We start from the raw sequence: 15,527 nt of genomic DNA, 5'->3' as shown, positions 1-15,527 counted from the left end.
AGTAGCCAAACCTCCCACATAAAGGGGGCCCAATTGGCTCGTTCCATATTTAGAAGATGTCAATGTGACAACGGTTTAATTGCAGCAGTCAGCGGCACCTGACAAGCGGGCGGCTCCGACAGATCGGTACATACCTGTCTAGACCTCTTGCCTTCACACCCGCTGAGCTGGTGAAGTTGGATCCGACCTATGCCGCAGAAGGAGTGCAAAGTGGCCGATAACGCCCCAGAGAGTCAGGAGACGCTGTCCAATCTCCTGCAGGAGACCCGCCGGTTCGCACCACCGGCCGAGCTCGCCGCCGCCGCGAACATCACCGCGGACGCCTACGAGCAGGCCGCAGCCGACCGACTGGGCTTCTGGGAGCAGGCGGCCGACAGGTTGACCTGGTCCCGGAAGTGGGACACCACGCTCGAGTGGAACCCCCCGTTCGCGAAGTGGTTCGTGGGCGGTCAGCTGAACGTCGCCTACAACTGCGTCGACCGCCACGTCGAGGCGGGCAACGGCGACAAGGTCGCCTACTACTGGGAAGGCGAGCCCGAGGGCGACAGCAGGACCATCACCTACGCCGACCTCCAGCGCGAGGTCAACCGGGCCGCCAACGCCCTCCAGGAGCTCGGCGTCCGCAAGGGCGACCGCGTGGCCATCTACATGCCGATGATCCCCGAGCTGCCGATCTCGCTGCTGGCCTGCGCCCGCATCGGCGCGATCCACAGCGTGGTCTTCGGCGGGTTCAGCGCCAGCGCGCTGCAGTCGCGCATCGAGGACGCCGACGCCAAGCTGGTGATCACGGCCGACGGCGGTTACCGCCGCGGCAACCCGTCGGCGCTCAAGCCGACCGTCGACGAGGCCGTCGCCAACACGCCGAACGTCGAGAAGGTCCTGGTCGTGCGCCGGACCAACCAGGAGATCGCCGTCAACGACCGCGACGTCTTCTGGGAGGACGTGGTCGCCAAGCAGAGCGACCAGCACGAGGCGCAGCCGCACGACGCCGAGGACCCGCTGTACATCCTGTACACGAGCGGCACGACCGGTAAGCCCAAGGGCATCCTGCACACGACCGGCGGGTACCTGACCCAGACCGCCTGGACGCACCACGCGGTCTTCGACCTCAAGCCCGAGACCGACATCTACTGGTGCACCGCCGACATCGGCTGGGTGACCGGGCACAGCTACATCGTGTACGGCCCGCTCGCCAACGGCGCCACCAGCGTCATCTACGAGGGCACCCCCGACACGCCGCACCGCGGCCGGTTCTGGGAGATCGTCCAGAAGTACAAGGTCACGATCCTCTACACCGCGCCCACCGCGATCCGGACGTTCATGAAGTGGGGCGACGACATCCCCGCGAAGTTCGACATGTCGTCGCTCAGGCTCCTCGGCTCGGTCGGCGAGCCGATCAACCCCGAGGCCTACGTCTGGTACCGCGAGCACATCGGCGCGAGCAAGACGCCGGTCGTGGACACGTGGTGGCAGACCGAGACCGGCGCGATCATGATCAGCCCGCTGCCCGGCATCTCGCACGGCAAGCCGGGCGCCGCCATGCGCCCGCTGCCGGGCATCGACGCCGACGTGGTCGACGACCAGGGCAACAGCGTGCCCAACGGCGGCGGCGGCTTCCTGGTCGTCAGGGAGCCGTGGCCGTCGATGCTCCGCACGATCTGGGGCGACGACCAGCGCTACATCGACACCTACTGGTCACGCTTCGAGAACATGTACTTCCCCGGCGACGGCGCCAAGAAGGACGACGACGGCGACCTGTGGCTGCTCGGCCGCGTCGACGACGTCATGCTCGTCTCCGGCCACAACATCTCGACCACCGAGGTGGAGTCGGCCCTGGTCAGCCACCCGAAGGTCGCCGAGGCGGCGGTCGTGGGCGCGACCGACCCGGTCACCGGCCAGGCCATCGTGTCGTTCGTGATCCTGCGCGGCAACGTGGAGGAGAGCGACGACATCGGCGCCGAGCTGCGTAACCACGTCGCCAAGACGCTGGGCCCGATCGCCAAGCCGCGCCAGATCCTGGTCGTGCCCGAGCTGCCCAAGACCCGCTCCGGCAAGATCATGCGTCGTCTCCTGCGCGACGTGGCGGAGAACCGCAGCATCGGCGACGTCACCACGCTGGCCGACAGCACGGTGATGAACCTGATCTCGGAGAAGCTGCCGAGCGCCAAGTCGGAGGACTGAGCCAGGCCACGACGCCCCCGCCGCGCCGTACGGCAGGCGGGGGCGTTACCTGACAGGGCGCCAGAAAGCACGACATGTAAGCTGATCACCAGGTGAGCCGGGAAGTCTGGTCGGCATTCGGGGGACCGACCCGCGATACCCGTCACCAAGGGGGACATGCTCGTGCGCCGCGCCGCGGAAATGTGGCCCATCCGCCCAACCGTCCGATACGCCCGCACGCTGGCCGAAGCGCTGCGCACGGAGACCATCGGCGGCATCATCATGCTCGTCGCCACCGTCGCCGCCCTGATCTGGGCCAACGTGGCGAACGACAGCTACACCGCACTCCAGCACACCTCGCTGGGCCCGCTGGAGCTCTACCACTGGGCGCAGAGCGGCCTGCTGGCCATCTTCTTCTTCGTCGCCGGCCTGGAGGTCAAGGAGGAGTTCGTCCACGGCGAGCTCTCCAACGTCAGGAAGGCGGCCCTGCCCATCATCGCCGCCGTCGCCGGCATGATCGTCCCCGCGGTCGTCTTCCTCGCCGTCAGCTGGGGCGCGCCAGGAGCGGCAGACGGCTGGGCCATCCCGACCGCCACCGACATCGCCTTCGCCCTGGCCGTGCTGGCCGTCACCGCCAGCGCGATGCCGGCGGCGCTGCGCGCCTTCCTGCTGACCTGCGCGGTCGTCGACGACCTCGGCGCGATCAGCATCATCGCGATCTTCTACACCGAGAACGTCGACCTGATCATGCTGGCGCTGGGCGCGCTGACGATCGCCGTCTACGCCGTCCTGCAGCGCAGGAAGGTCAAGGCGCTGTGGCTCTACCTTCCGCTGGCCGTCATGGCATGGTTGTTCGTCGAGCTCAGCGGCGTGCACGCGACCGTCGCCGGCGTCGCGCTCGGCCTGCTCACCAACCTCGACCACGCCGAGAAGGCCGACCAATACGTCCGCCCGCTGTCGGCCGGCTTCGCCGTACCCGTCTTCGCGTTCCTGTCGGCCGGCGTCGTGCTCGACGACTTCGGCGGGATCTTCACCGATCGTGTGGTGCTCGGCGTGATTGCGGGGCTCGTGATCGGGAAGTTCCTCGGCGTGTTCGGCGGGGCCTGGCTCGCCGTACGGCTCGGCCTTGCCAGGCTGTCGGAGGAGCTGCAATGGCGTGACATGGCCGCGGTGTCGTGCCTGGCCGGCATCGGTTTCACGGTTTCGCTGCTGATCGGGGAGCTGGCCTACGGCGACGATCCGACCCGGTTCAGGGCGGTGACGACGGGGGTCCTCACCGCCAGCCTCATCGCGTCGGTTCTCGCCGCGGTGCTGTTGCATGTCAGGGTGCGCAAGCGCCTGCGGACACAGGATGATGTTTGACACGGCCGGCGTGTCCAGATAGGAGACCCTCATGTCACAAGCTCCCGAAGTCGAGGAGACCCTCGGCTCTCTGGTCGCCAAGGCCACCGACCAGATCTCCACGCTGGTGCGCGCCGAGATCGAGCTGGCCAAGTCCGAGCTGCGCTTCGACGCCAAGCGGGTGGGCACGGGCGTGGGGTTGCTGGCCGGTGCGGCCTTCATCGCGCACCTGTGCCTGATCCTCGCCTCCTTCACCCTCGGCTACCTGCTGTCCGAGGGCATGTGGACGTGGCTGGCGGTCGTCCTGACGGTGCTGGCCTACCTGGCCACCGGCGCGTTCCTGGGCTACCTCGCCCTCCTGGGCGCGCGCACCCTCGGCAACGGACCGTCGCAGCCGGTCGGAGGCGCGCTCGCGGGCGTGCTCTTCCTGGAGGTCACCGGCGCCGTCCTGTTCTTCGGCCTTCCGCACGTGCAGCGGTGGATCGAGTCGTTCGCGATGCCCGCCTGGCTGACCACCCTGCTGCCCATCGTGATCGCGGTGGCCGTGGCGGCGGTCCTGGGCTACCTCGCCTCCCTGCTGGCCCGCCGCTTCGGCAGGGGCCTGGCTCCGGGGGCGGCCATCGTGCTGTTCGGCCTGGCCTACCTGGCCCTGGCCGTGCTCTTCGGCTACCTCGCCTACCTGTTCGTCCCGCATCTGGCGGCCGGCCTGCCGAGCTCGGCGGCGTTCCTCATCGTGACGCTCTTCTACCTGCTGGTCGCGGGGGTGGCCGTCCTCATCGGCACCCGCCGGTTCAAGGGGCTGACCGGGATGAAGCGCACCCGCGACTCCCTGAAGGGCCTGAAGGACGTGGCGGAGCCCGCCGATGGCTGACGAGTCGGTCGTCCAGCTCGACGGCCCCTGGACGCACCGGTCCATCCACGCGGCCGGCGCCCGCTTCCACGCGGTGGAGGCGGGCGAGGGGCCGCTGGTCCTGCTGCTCCACGGGTTCCCGCAGTTCTGGTGGACCTGGCGCAACCAGCTGAAGAGCCTGCCCGAGCGCGGCTACCGCGCCGTCGCCGTCGACCTGCGCGGCTACGGCGGCAGCGACAAGCCGCCGCGCGGCTACGACCTGCCCACGCTGGCCAGTGACGCGACAGGCCTGATCCGCGCGCTCGGCGAGACCAGCGCGATCGTGGTCGGTCACGACTGGGGCGGGCTGCTCGCCTGGACGATGGCGGCGTTGTCGCCCAAGTCGGTGCAGCGCCTGGTCGTCGTCGGCGCGCCGCATCCCCTGCGGCTGCGCAGCTCGCTGCTGACCGACCCGTTCGGCCAGCTGCGCGCCAGCGCCTACTCCCTGGGCTTCCAGCTGCCTTTCCTGCCGGAGAGGCGGCTGCCCAAGCGGGTCAGGCAGATCCTCACCGACTGGGCGGGTCCCGGCTTCCCCGACGACGAGACCGCGAAGGTCTACGAGGAGGCCTTCCGCATCAACGCGGTGCCGCACTCCGCGCTGGAGTACCACCGCTGGTTCGCCCGCTCGCAGCTCCGGCCCGACGGCCTGCGCTACGCGCGCGCGATGCACACCGAGATCGAGGCGCCCACGCTGCAGCTGCACGGCGCGCTCGACAGCTGCACGCTCCCCCGCACCGCCCAGGGTTCGAGCCGTTACGTGGCCGCGCCGTACCGCTGGAAGCTCATCGAGGGCGCCGGGCACTTCCCGCACGAGGAGCAGCCGGAGGCGTTCGACACCGAGCTGGCCGGCTGGCTGGCCGATCCGGAGCCCGACCGGTGAGAGACAGAGACCCGCTGGGCCGCCCGCGCAACGCCCGGCCCAGAGACGAGTACGGCAGGCCGCTGCCGTACGGCTCGGAAGGTGTGGAACGCGTGCCCGACGACTACGCGCCCACCACGGAGCAGGCCCTGGCCGACGCCAGGGAGATGCTCGCGGCGCAGCGCCCCTTCCACGCGCACGAGATCTTCGAGGGCCGCTGGAAGTGCGCCCCCGACGACGAGCGCGAGTTGTGGCAGGGCCTGGCCCAGATCTGCGTCGGTCTCACCCACCTGCAGCGCGGCAACGGCCGCGGCGCGGTGACGCTCTTCAGCCGGGGAGCGGCCAAGGTGCAGGCGTACGGCGGGCCGTACCACCAGGTCGGCCGCATCGCCTCGGGCCTGGCCGACGACAGCGACGCCGGCCGGGCGATCGGCGACATCCTGCGGGCCCTGCCCTGAGACCGGTCTAGTCGCAGGACTGGGTGCTGGCCGGTGTCGTGTCGCTCTGCCCCAGCCTCACGTCCTGGGACACCTCGCCGGCGGTGAGCGCGTAGCCGGTGTCCTTGCGGTCGGTGGCGGCGGCGAAAATGACGCCGAAGACCTGGCCCTGGTCGGTCAGGAGCGGCCCGCCCGAGTTGCCCGGCAGGACCTTGCCGCGGATGGCGTAGACCTCGCGGGTGACGTTCTCGCTGCGGTAGATGTCGGGCCCGGTGGCCTTCTGGGTGCCGCGGATGCGGGCCGCCTCGGGGGTGAAGCCCTTGCCCTTGGGATAGCCGGCGATGATCGCGTTGTCGCCCGACTGGGCGGAGCCGTCGAACGACAGCGCCCGCAGGCTCAGCCCCGGCACGTAGAGGACGGCGATGTCGCGGCTGGGGTTGTAGCGCACGACCACGGCTTCCTTGGTGTCGAAGCGGTAGTCGGTGACCCGCAGGTCGGCGGTGACGCCGGCGACGACGTGGGCGTTGGTCATGACGTGGTCGCGGGCGAAGACGAAGCCGGTGCCCTCGATGCGCTTGCCGCAGCTCTCGGCGGTGCCCTGGACCTTGACGATGCTGTTGCGCGCGCGCTCCAGGCGGGCATTGCCCTTGAGCACGCCGGCGTCGGGCTCGGCGACCTCGATGAGGTTGCTGCCGCCTATGGCGTCGAAGACCGGCGGGAACTCCGAGCGGTCGATGAACTCCTTGAACGGCTTCTGCCAGTCCTTGGCCGCTTCCGGCACCGCCTCGTCGACCGTGCTGAGCAGCAGGGAGTTGCGGATCTGGTCGACGATCGGGGTGAAGGAGCTGGAGACCAGCAGGCTGCCAACGAGCCAGGCGAACACCAGCACGGACAGGCCGCTGGCCAGCGTGCCGCCGAGGGCGTCGACGACCTTGGCGGGCTCCCAGGTGACGTGGCTGCGTACGACGGCGCCGATGGTGGAGGAGGCGAACTGCCCGATGGTGGCGGTCAGGAAGACGATGACGATGGCCAGCAGCGCCTGCTCGATGTCGCCGTCGACGACGGCCTTGGCGATGGGCGGCGCGATGAAGACGCCGAGCACGACCCCGCCGGCGAAGCCGACAAAGCTCATCGCCCCGATGATGAAGCCCTGACGGTAGCCCGAGATGCCGAAGGCGATCACGAGGCCGATCAAAATGAGGTCAAGCAGATCGCCGCGCACGCTTCAAAGGTATCCAGCGCGGAAGTCAATTGTGCACCTCTTCTGTGAGGAGCGATTGACCTGCGGGAATACCGTCGGACTGTGGAAGCTTTCATGCTGGCCCGCCGGATGTGCGCCGGGGAGACGCTCAGCGAGCGGCTGCGCGGGGTGGAGATGATGCGTACGGTGCCCGAGCGGCGCCGGGCACTGCTGGTGCTGCGGTACCTGCGTGCGAGCGAGACGGACGAGACGTTGCTGTGGGCGATCGACGACGTACTCACCGATATCGGAAAAGCCGAGCATTCCGCCGATACTCGCGTTTAGTATTTGGTCCGCTACCTTGCGTGGAGGCGGACATGAACCGTGTCGATCGTCATTTCCTCACCCAGGACCGGCTCCAGGGCGCCGCGACGTTCGGATTCCTGGTGCGCTTCCAGGGAGCCGCGCCGTCGTGCGAGGAGCTCCAGGACCTGGTGGCCGTACGGCTGGCGCCGCTGGCCCGGCTGCGATGCCGCTTCGACGGCCGCCGATGGGTGGTGCGCGAGCGACTCGACCCCACCGAGCACGTCGGCATCCACGCCACCACCTCCGAGTCCGACACCGCCGCGACCCTGCTCGGCGAGCGCCTCGATCCTCCGTGGCGGCTCGACCTGCTCACCGGCTACGCCGACGGTGAGTTCGCCCTGCTGTTCCGCTCGCACCACGCGCTGCTCGACGGCGTGGCCGCCTCTCTCGTCCTGCGACACCTGCTCGGCGAGGGCGAACCGCATCCCGACTGGTCGCGGGAGCCCGCCACGGTCAGCCAGCCCGCGAACCGCACCCATCTCACCGGCCTGCTGACGGCGCTGGCCGAACGCCCGGGGCGCGGGCTGCCCTTCAACGGCCCGCACGGCCCCGGCAGGCACCTGGCCGTGGTCAGGGTGCCCAGGCGGCTCCTCGACACCGCCAGGACCCGTCCTGAGACGCTCAACGACGTCTACCTGGCCGCCGTCGCCGGCGCCGTCCGCCGCATGGGCCGCACGCAGGGCCCCCATTTCGTCATGGTCCCGGTCAATCTGCGTACGGCGGGCACCGCGCACGTGCTCGGCAACCAGCTCGCCATGATCAGGGTGCGCCTGCCGCTCAACGTGTCGTTGCCGAAGGGCCGCCTGGCCACCGTGCACGCCCGCACCGCCAGGGCCAAGCGGCTGTCGCAGGCGCGGGGGCTGGCCCTGCTCACCCAGGCGACGGCCGCGATGGGCGTGGCGGGCCAGGTCGCGCTCATGCGCACCATCTGGATGCCGCTGATGAGCAACATCGTCTGCTCGAACGTCCCCATCCCCACGGAGCCGCTCGCGCTGGCCGGCCGCCCGGTGACCGACATCGTGGGGGCGACGATCCTGCAGCCGCCTCATGGCATCTGCATGATGCTGCACGGCTACGGCGACACGGTGACGATCAGTGTCGTCTCCGACGCGCAGCGGGCCCAGTTCGCCGACAAGTTCGCCAACGAGCTGCAGCAGGAGCTGCACGACCTGGCCCTGTAGCCCCGTCAGTCGTCGGTGTCGTCGGGGAACTCCGGCGGCGCCTGCAGGTCGTGCGCGCGGAACAGGACCGCGTGCTCGACGCCCATGGCCTTGCCGCTCATCGCGGCGAACTTCGGGATGAACTCCGCCGGAACGGGGTGGCCGGGGAGCGCGGCCAGGTAGGCGGCGTGGGCCTCGAGCGAGGCGACGCCCCGGCTCAGCGGCTCGCCCGTGACCTCCACGCCGTGGGTCGCGGAGGCGGCGAAGGCGGGGACGATGTACCAGCGCGCCGAGTGCGGTTCGAGGCCTTCGTCGTCGATCTGCTCGGGGAAGACCCACCGGTTGCCCGCGTCGCGCACGGCGTCGAGCGTCGCGAGCCCGGTCGCCCGGTGGTCGGCCTGGTCGAAGCCGTAGGGCGTCTCGATGTCGTAACCGGTGCCGAGGACGACGTCGGGCTTGAACCGGCGGATCTCCCGGCAGATGTCACGGCGCAGGTCGAGCCCGTAGACGAGCACGCCGTCCGGGTGTTCGAGGACGGTCAGGTGCTTGACGCCGACGGCGGCGCAGGCGGCCTGCTGCTCGGCCACGCGCAGGAGCGCGGTCTCCTCGGGTGGGTTCGGCATGCCGGCCTCGCCGCGCGTGAGCAGGAGGTAGCCGACCTCGATGCCGCGTGCGGTCCAGCGGGCGACGGCCGAGGACGTGCCGTATTCCATGTCGTCAGGGTGTGCGACGACGCACAGCACACGCTGGAAGGACTCTTCGGGCAGGGCAGGCAGAGTCGTCATGCCGGACATTCTCCCGCACTAGCGGGCGGCGAGATTGACCACGTCCGGCGGAAGGTCCTCCACGCGGTGGTGGTCCCAGGGACGCTCGAAGTCGCACCAGCGCAGCATGTTGTCGAGGATGCCCGCCGTGAAGCCCCACACCAGCAGCCCGCGCACCTGGAAGGCGGGGCCCGAGTAGCCGCTCGGGTGGCGCAGCTTGAGCCGGTTGGCCGGGTCGGCCAGCTCGGCGATCGGCACCCGCTCGACCGCCTCGACCTCGTCGGGCGACGCGGGGTGCACGGCGCAGGGGGTGCGCCACCAGCCCACGACGGGGGTCACGCGGTTGTCGCTGCGCCAGACGTACAGCTCGGGCAGGGTGCCGACGATCTCGACGCCCTCGGGGACCAGACCGGTCTCCTCCTGGGCCTCGCGCAGGGCCGCTCCGACGGCTCCGTCGTCGTCGGGGTCGAGGCCGCCGCCGGGGAAGGCCGGCTGGCCCGCGTGGCGCCGCCCGCGCGAGCTGCGCTGGATGAGCAGGACGTCGGGGCCCTCGCCGAACAGCATCAGGACCGCCGCCGGGCGGCCGCTGCCGTCATCCGGCGGTCGCATGCCCGCGGGCACGGGGGATCGTGCTGCCTTCGCCACGAGGGTGTGCAGCCAGTCGGGGGCCATGCGATCTCCAACGCTCGCCCGGCGGGAAATGCTTCCCCGGGTCAGGAAAACGGTCCGGGTCGCACCAGTTTGGAGGCTTCCTTCTCCGCCGTCGGGCCCGTGCCGTACGACGGGCAGAGGGCGGCCAGCGGGCACACGCCGCAGGCCGGGCGGCGGGCGTGGCACATGCGCCTGCCGTGCCAGATGACCCGGTGGGAGAACATCGTCCACTCCTTGCGCGGGAGCAGCTCGGCGACGATGTGCTCGATCTTGACCGGGTCGGTCTCGTCGGTCCAGCCGAAGCGGCGCACCAGCCGCTGGAAGTGGGTGTCGACGGTCAGCCCGGGAACGCCGAAGGCGTTGCCGAGCACGACGTTGGCGGTCTTGCGTCCGACGCCGGGAAGCGTGACCAGGTCCTTCAGCCGGTGCGGCACGACGCCCTTGTAGCGGTCGCACACCGCCTGGGCCATGCCGATGATGCTGTTGGTCTTGGCGCGGAAGAAGCCCGTGGACTTGATGATCTCTTCCATCTCGGCACGGTCGGCCGCGGCGTAGTCCTCGACCGTGGGGTACTTGGCGAACAGCGTCGGCGTCACCATGTTGACGCGCTTGTCGGTGCACTGGGCCGACAGGATGGTGGCGACCAGCAGCTCGAGCGGGTTGGTGAAGTCGAGCTCGCAGTGGGCGTCGGGGTAGGTCTCCGTCAGGATGCGATTGATCTTGCGGGCGCGACGAACCAGCGCGAGTGCGGGACGCTCATCCATGGCCATGCGGCCAGGGTAGATGCTCGGCGCGCGTGCGGCCGCGCCACCCTCGATGTCCCCTCCGACACGGTGACGCGGCCGGACCTCCAGGGTGGCCCCCGCCCTGCCGTACCGGCATCGGGACACATACGTATTCGAGGCCACGGGGCCTTCTAGGTATGTGATTGGGCCGTCACCGTCCGCCATGCCGGACTAGGGTGAATTGCTGACTCAGCGTCATATGTCGAACACAGGAGGCGCCATGTCCCCCGCCGCCCACGTCGTCGACCTCCCCGCCGCCGTCACCAGCTTCGTCGGACGTCAGCTGGAGGTCTCAGGACTGATGGATGCGCTCGACTCCCATCGCCTGGTGACCGTGGTGGGTCCCGGAGGGGTGGGCAAGACACGCCTGACCCTGCAGGCGGTCGCGGCGATCTCCCATCGTTACGACGGCGGGGTCCGCATGATCGAGCTGTCCGGCCTGCGCGATCCCGACCTGCTGCCCGGCGCCCTGGCGGCCCGGCTGGGCCTGCCCGACCAGCGCGCCCCGATGGACGCGATCATCGACTTCCTGCGCGACACCCGCGCTCTGATCATCCTGGACACCTGCGAGCACCTCATCGGCGCCTGCGGCGCGCTGGCCGACGAGGTGCTGAGCCGTACGGGATGGGCGTGCGTGCTGGCCACCAGCCGCCAGCCGCTCAACACGCCCGGCGAGCACATCTTCGTCCTCGAACCGCTGCCGATCGCGGCGGGCGGCGGCGACGCCCTGGAGCTCTTCGAGCAGCGGGCCTCGGCGGCCGTGCCCGGCTTCACCGTCGAGGCGGCCAACCGGCAGCAGGTCGTCGACATCTGCAGCTGCCTCGACGGCATCCCCCTGGCCATCGAGCTGGCAGCCGTACGCCTGCGCACCGTGCCGCTCGACCGGCTCGCCGCCAACCTGGGCAAACGCCTGAAGGTGCTCACCGGCAGCCGCCACTCGCGCGTCGAGCGCCACCGCACGCTCCGCATGGCCATCGAGTGGAGCCACGAGCTGTGCACCGAGCAGGAACGGCTGCTGTGGCGGCGGCTGTCGGTCTTCGCGGGCGGCTTCGACCTCGATTCGGCCGAGGAGGTGTGCAGGAGCGAGGAGCTCACCGGCGACGACGTGCTGGAGTCGCTGGCCGGGCTGGTCGAGCGGTGCATCGTGCGGCGGGTGGGCGACGACCGCTACCGGATGCTCGACACGATCCGCGAGTTCGGCGCCGAGCAGCTGGAGGCCGCCGGCGACCTGGTCAGGATGCGCGACCTGCACCTGGCGCGCTTCACCGCCCTGGCGGTGGAGTACGGCGAGCACACCTTCGCCGCCGACCAGCTCCCGCGCACCAGGCGGCTGCGCGTCGACCACGAGAACCTCCAGGTCGCCCTGGAGCACGCGGTCACCAAACCGGACCGGGCGCGGGCCACGGCGCTCAGCGGCGGCCTGTGGTGCTACTGGCACCTGGTCGGCCGGCCCGCCGAGGGCTGCACCTGGCAGACCCGCGTGCTCGACCTGCTGCCGCCCGAGCCGTCCAAGGAACGGTCGTGGACACTCAACATCCGCGCCCACCTGTCGATGTTCTGCGGCCACTCGCGCGAGGGCGTGCGTGACGCCCGCGAGGCCGCCGAGATCGGCCGCGTGCTGGGCGATCCGTGGCTGGAGGGCAGGGGCCAGCTGTACATCCTGATGGGCTCCGACTTCCTCGGCGACTTCGAGACCGCGATCAGGGCGTCGGAGATCACCACGCGGCTGCTGGAGGCCCACGACAACTACGCAGGGCTGGGCCTGTTCTACGGCGTGCGCGGCAACCTCATGCTCCACATCGGCAAGCTCGACGAGGCCATCGCCGACTGCCGCCGCACGCGCGAGCAGCTCGACCCGGCCGAGCGGTGGATGAACAGCTACGCCTACCTCATCAGCGGCATGGCGCAGTTCCTGCAGGGCCGCATGGAGGAGGCCACGGAGTCGGCGCGCCTGGCCATGCGCATGAAACACGACCTGGAGGACCCCGTGGGCACCGCCTACGGGCTGGAGGTGCTGGCCTGGATCAGCGCGGCCCAGGACCGGTTCGAGCGCGCCTCGTGGCTGCTGGGGGCCGCCGACATGTTGTGGCGGCGGGCCAGCGAACGGCTCAGCGGCCAGGTGGTGCTGGAGAGCCTGCACCAGCGGGCGATGAAGGCCATCCAGGCGGGTATGGACGAGGGGCGGCACCAGGAGGCCTGGCGCGCGGGCGCGGCGCATCCGCTGGAGCTGACGATCGCCTCGGCCGAGCACGACAGCGACCGGCTGCTCCGCAAGGTGTCGGCCCCGGCGATCTCCGCGCTGACCCAGCGGGAGTACGAGGTGGCCGTGCTGGCCGCGCAGGGGCTCTCCAACCGGGAGATCTCCGAGAAGCTCGTCATCTCCAAACGCACCGTGGACGCCCACATGGACCATATCCTCACCAAGCTGGATGTGTCGCGACGCGCCTATATTCGTGACGTGCTGGAGCTGGCACGCCCCGATTAGCCACCCGGTGCGTGCCGTGCGTCACAATGAGAACAGAGGAGGCAGAGTGAACACCGAAGACGTGCTGGGCAAGGCCCCCCTGTTCGCAGCGCTCGATCGCGAGAGCGCCGCGGCGCTGCGCACGAGCATCACCGAGGTCCAGCTGTCCAAGGGACAGACGCTCTTCAACGAGGGCGAGACCGGCGACCGGTTGTACGTCGTGCTCGACGGCAAGATCAAGTTGTCGCGCACCTCGTCGGACGGGCGCGAGAACCTCCTCAGCGTGCTCGGGCCGAGCGAGATGTTCGGCGAGCTGTCGTTGTTCGACCCCCGCCCGCGTACGGCGACCGCCACGGCGCTCACCGACGTGCGGCTGGCCGGGCTCGGCCACGACGACCTGCGGCCCTGGCTGACCGGCCGCCCCGAGGTCGCGCTCCACCTGCTGCGCGCCCTGGCCCAGCGGCTGCGCCGCACCAACGACGTCCTGGCCGACCTCGTCTTCACCGACGTGCCTGGCCGCGTCGCCAAGCAGCTGCTCGACCTGGCCGAGCGTTTCGGCACCAAGACCGACGACGGCGTGCGGGTGCACCACGACCTCACCCAGGAGGAGCTCGCCCAGCTCGTCGGCGCCTCACGCGAGACGGTCAACAAGGCCCTGGCCGACTTCGCCCAGCGCGGATGGCTGCGCATCGAGGCCAAGGCGGTCACCATCCTCGACCTCGACCGGCTCTACAACCGCTCCAGGTAGTCCAGCTGCGCGCGGACCGAGACCTCTGCCACCGGCCAGAGGGCCCGGTCCACGTCCGCGTAGACGATCGCCACGACCTCGCTCGCCGTCCTGGCGCCCGCGGCCTGCGCCTTCCTGATCTGGTCGAGGCGCTCGCGCCGGTGGGCGATGTAGCCGTCCAGGGCCTTCAGGGGGTCGGGCAGCACCGGGCCGTGCCCCGGCAGCAGGGCCAGCGCCTCCAGCTCCTCCGCCGCCGCCCTCAGCCTGTCGAGGCTGCGCAGATAGTCGCCCAGGCCGCCGTCCTGCGCGATGACCGTCGTGCCGCGCCCCAGCACCGTGTCGCCGGTCAGCATCGCCCGGTCCTGCGCAAGCCAGAAGCACAGCGAGTCGAACGAGTGGCCGGGCGTGCCGTACACATGCAGCTCCACGCCCGCGACGGTGACGACGTCGCCGTCCTGCAGGCCCTCCTCGCCCAGGCGGTGCGCGGGGTCGAGCGCCCTCACCGGGGCCCCCACCAGCTCGGCGAACCTGCGTGCGCCGCCACTGTGGTCGACGTGCCCGTGGGTCAGGAGAATCTGGGTGACATTCCGGTCGCCGAGGTGATCACGCACTCTCAGCAGGTGCGCCTCGTCGTCAGGGCCGGGATCGACCACGACGCACTGCTCGCCGCCGATGACCCAGGTGTTGGTGCCGTCGAGCGTCATCATTCCGGGATTGGGCGCCAGGAGGTTCTCGGCATGCTCGGTGCGGGAACCGTCCGGCGTGTCGATGGGGATGTACAGGCCGCTCATAGGATCAGCTTGACCTCTCCGTCGACCTCGATCACCCGCGGCTGGATCGGCGTGATCTCCCGCTCCGCCGCGAAGACCTCCGTGGCCTGCGCGTATTCCGTCAGCTCCTGGAGGGTCACGTACGTCGGCGGCATGAGGAAGATCTTGCCGTCGTCGGCCAGCCGGAGCGCCTCCTGGGGGCGCTGCCACACGACCTTGTCCGCCTCGCCGCCCACGTCGCGGGTCCGCTGGCCGTACGGCAGAGCGGCCACGAAGAAGCGGGTGTCGAAGCGCCTGGTCTCCACGTCGGGCGTGATCCAATGGGCCCACGCCTTCAGCAGGTCGGTGCGCAGCACCAGGCCGCGCTTGGCCAGGAAGTCGGCGAAGGCCAGGCTGCGGTCGATCAGGGCCAGCCGGTCGGCCTCCCAGTCGTCGCCCGTCGTGTCGGCGACCACCTCGTCCTCGCTCAGGCCCGCGAGCAGGACGCCGGACTCCTCGAAGGTCTCGCGTACGGCGGCGCAGACCAGCCCACGCGCCGTCGCCTCGTCCGACCGGAGGATGCTCGCCCACTCCGCGACGCTCGGACCCGCCCAGGCGATCGCGTGGTCGGTGTCGCGCGGGTCGACCGAGCCGCCGGGGAAGACGTAGGCGCCGGCCGCGAAGGCCATCGTGGCCTTGCGTCTGAGCAGGTAGACATGCATGTTGTCGCGCAGGAGGACGACGGTGGCGGCGTCCTTGGCGGGGACGGGTTCGAGCGTGCCGGCGGCGATGGCCCTGGCGCGGTCGAGGAGTTCGGCGGGAAGTGTCACGGTGGCCCCCAGTAGAACATTACTCGGTCATAGTACGAGCAGCGGTTTCGTGCGGGAAGGGCGGGACGGGGATCCGGTGGGGCGCGCGAAACTTCGCCTCCAGAGATTCAAGATCATCAGGAGAATTCCCGGTGGCTGGGTTATTCCAATTCACGAATCCGGGGG

15 protein-coding genes are annotated in these 15,527 nt (G+C 70.2%); 9 read left to right on the top strand and 6 right to left on the bottom strand.

Translation table 11 applies throughout. The annotated features are described in order from the left end of the window. Positions 1-210: 210 nt before the first annotated feature. The 5 genes from acs (at position 211) to ACIBH1_RS25520 (ending at position 5,707) form a co-directional block, all read left to right on the top strand. On the top strand, positions 211-2,181 hold the full coding sequence (gene acs / locus ACIBH1_RS25540; RefSeq protein WP_397316432.1) for an acetate--CoA ligase: 1,971 nt from the start codon (positions 211-213) through the stop codon (positions 2,179-2,181). A 156-nt stretch (positions 2,182-2,337) separates the two neighbouring features. After that, the gene (gene nhaA / locus ACIBH1_RS25535) at positions 2,338-3,522 is read left to right on the top strand and encodes a Na+/H+ antiporter NhaA (protein ID WP_397316431.1); all 1,185 of its coding nucleotides are present in this window, start codon (positions 2,338-2,340) and stop codon (positions 3,520-3,522) included. A gap of 31 nt (positions 3,523-3,553) precedes the next feature. After that, positions 3,554-4,372, top strand: coding sequence for a phage holin family protein (locus tag ACIBH1_RS25530; protein WP_397316430.1), 819 nt, complete (start codon positions 3,554-3,556; stop codon positions 4,370-4,372). Beyond that, a complete protein-coding gene (locus ACIBH1_RS25525; protein WP_397316429.1) occupies positions 4,365-5,270 on the top strand; it encodes an alpha/beta fold hydrolase in 906 nt (301 codons plus the stop codon). Before ACIBH1_RS25530 ends, ACIBH1_RS25525 begins: the two co-directional genes overlap by 8 nt. Continuing rightward, positions 5,267-5,707 (top strand): DUF309 domain-containing protein, encoded by a 441-nt coding sequence (locus tag ACIBH1_RS25520; RefSeq protein WP_397316428.1) that lies wholly within the window; start codon positions 5,267-5,269, stop codon positions 5,705-5,707. Before ACIBH1_RS25525 ends, ACIBH1_RS25520 begins: the two co-directional genes overlap by 4 nt. A gap of 7 nt (positions 5,708-5,714) precedes the next feature. On the opposite strand, the gene ACIBH1_RS25515 is transcribed toward ACIBH1_RS25520, so the two are convergent. After that, positions 5,715-6,908 carry a MarP family serine protease gene (locus ACIBH1_RS25515; RefSeq protein ID WP_397316427.1) on the bottom strand — a complete coding sequence of 398 codons (1,194 nt, stop codon included), beginning with the start codon at positions 6,906-6,908 and terminating at the stop codon, positions 5,715-5,717. Between the two features lie 81 nt (positions 6,909-6,989). Between ACIBH1_RS25515 and ACIBH1_RS25510 the strand changes: the two genes are divergently transcribed. After that, a complete protein-coding gene (locus ACIBH1_RS25510) occupies positions 6,990-7,211 on the top strand; it encodes a hypothetical protein (protein ID WP_397316426.1) in 222 nt (73 codons plus the stop codon). Positions 7,212-7,243: 32 nt separating this feature from the next. Then, the gene (locus tag ACIBH1_RS25505) at positions 7,244-8,413 is read left to right on the top strand and encodes a WS/DGAT domain-containing protein (protein ID WP_397316425.1); all 1,170 of its coding nucleotides are present in this window, start codon (positions 7,244-7,246) and stop codon (positions 8,411-8,413) included. 5 nt (positions 8,414-8,418) lie between these two features. Here ACIBH1_RS25505 and ACIBH1_RS25500 read toward each other — a convergent pair whose 3' ends face one another. Genes ACIBH1_RS25500 through nth form a run of 3 tightly spaced genes read right to left on the bottom strand, consistent with a single transcriptional unit; the run spans position 8,419 to position 10,577 of the window. Beyond that, the gene (locus ACIBH1_RS25500) at positions 8,419-9,177 is read right to left on the bottom strand and encodes a PIG-L deacetylase family protein (protein WP_397316424.1); all 759 of its coding nucleotides are present in this window, start codon (positions 9,175-9,177) and stop codon (positions 8,419-8,421) included. A gap of 18 nt (positions 9,178-9,195) precedes the next feature. Beyond that, complete coding sequence (locus tag ACIBH1_RS25495) at positions 9,196-9,828, bottom strand: NUDIX hydrolase (protein ID WP_397316423.1); 633 nt, start codon at positions 9,826-9,828, stop codon at positions 9,196-9,198. A 41-nt stretch (positions 9,829-9,869) separates the two neighbouring features. Then, positions 9,870-10,577, bottom strand: coding sequence for an endonuclease III (nth, locus tag ACIBH1_RS25490; RefSeq protein ID WP_397316422.1), 708 nt, complete (start codon positions 10,575-10,577; stop codon positions 9,870-9,872). A 235-nt stretch (positions 10,578-10,812) separates the two neighbouring features. Here nth and ACIBH1_RS25485 point away from each other — a divergent pair, with 235 nt between their 5' ends. Together ACIBH1_RS25485 and ACIBH1_RS25480 are read left to right on the top strand one after the other, a co-directional pair. Further along, the gene (locus ACIBH1_RS25485; protein WP_397316421.1) at positions 10,813-13,077 is read left to right on the top strand and encodes a LuxR C-terminal-related transcriptional regulator; all 2,265 of its coding nucleotides are present in this window, start codon (positions 10,813-10,815) and stop codon (positions 13,075-13,077) included. Positions 13,078-13,123: 46 nt separating this feature from the next. Then, positions 13,124-13,804 (top strand): Crp/Fnr family transcriptional regulator, encoded by a 681-nt coding sequence (locus tag ACIBH1_RS25480; RefSeq protein WP_181610190.1) that lies wholly within the window; start codon positions 13,124-13,126, stop codon positions 13,802-13,804. Here the strand turns inward: ACIBH1_RS25480 and ACIBH1_RS25475 are convergent. Next, on the bottom strand, positions 13,786-14,574 hold the full coding sequence (locus ACIBH1_RS25475; protein WP_397316420.1) for an MBL fold metallo-hydrolase: 789 nt from the start codon (positions 14,572-14,574) through the stop codon (positions 13,786-13,788). The genes ACIBH1_RS25480 and ACIBH1_RS25475 overlap by 19 nt on opposite strands. Beyond that, the gene (locus tag ACIBH1_RS25470; RefSeq protein ID WP_397316419.1) at positions 14,571-15,362 is read right to left on the bottom strand and encodes an NUDIX hydrolase; all 792 of its coding nucleotides are present in this window, start codon (positions 15,360-15,362) and stop codon (positions 14,571-14,573) included. The genes ACIBH1_RS25475 and ACIBH1_RS25470 overlap by 4 nt, the downstream gene beginning before the upstream one ends. Between the last annotated feature and the right edge of the window lie 165 nt (positions 15,363-15,527).

The sequence above is a fragment of the Nonomuraea sp. NPDC050663 genome (assembly GCF_044456985.1).
In the GTDB taxonomy this organism is placed as follows: domain Bacteria; phylum Actinomycetota; class Actinomycetes; order Streptosporangiales; family Streptosporangiaceae; genus Nonomuraea.
This window is presented reverse-complemented; position numbering and strand designations above follow the sequence as displayed.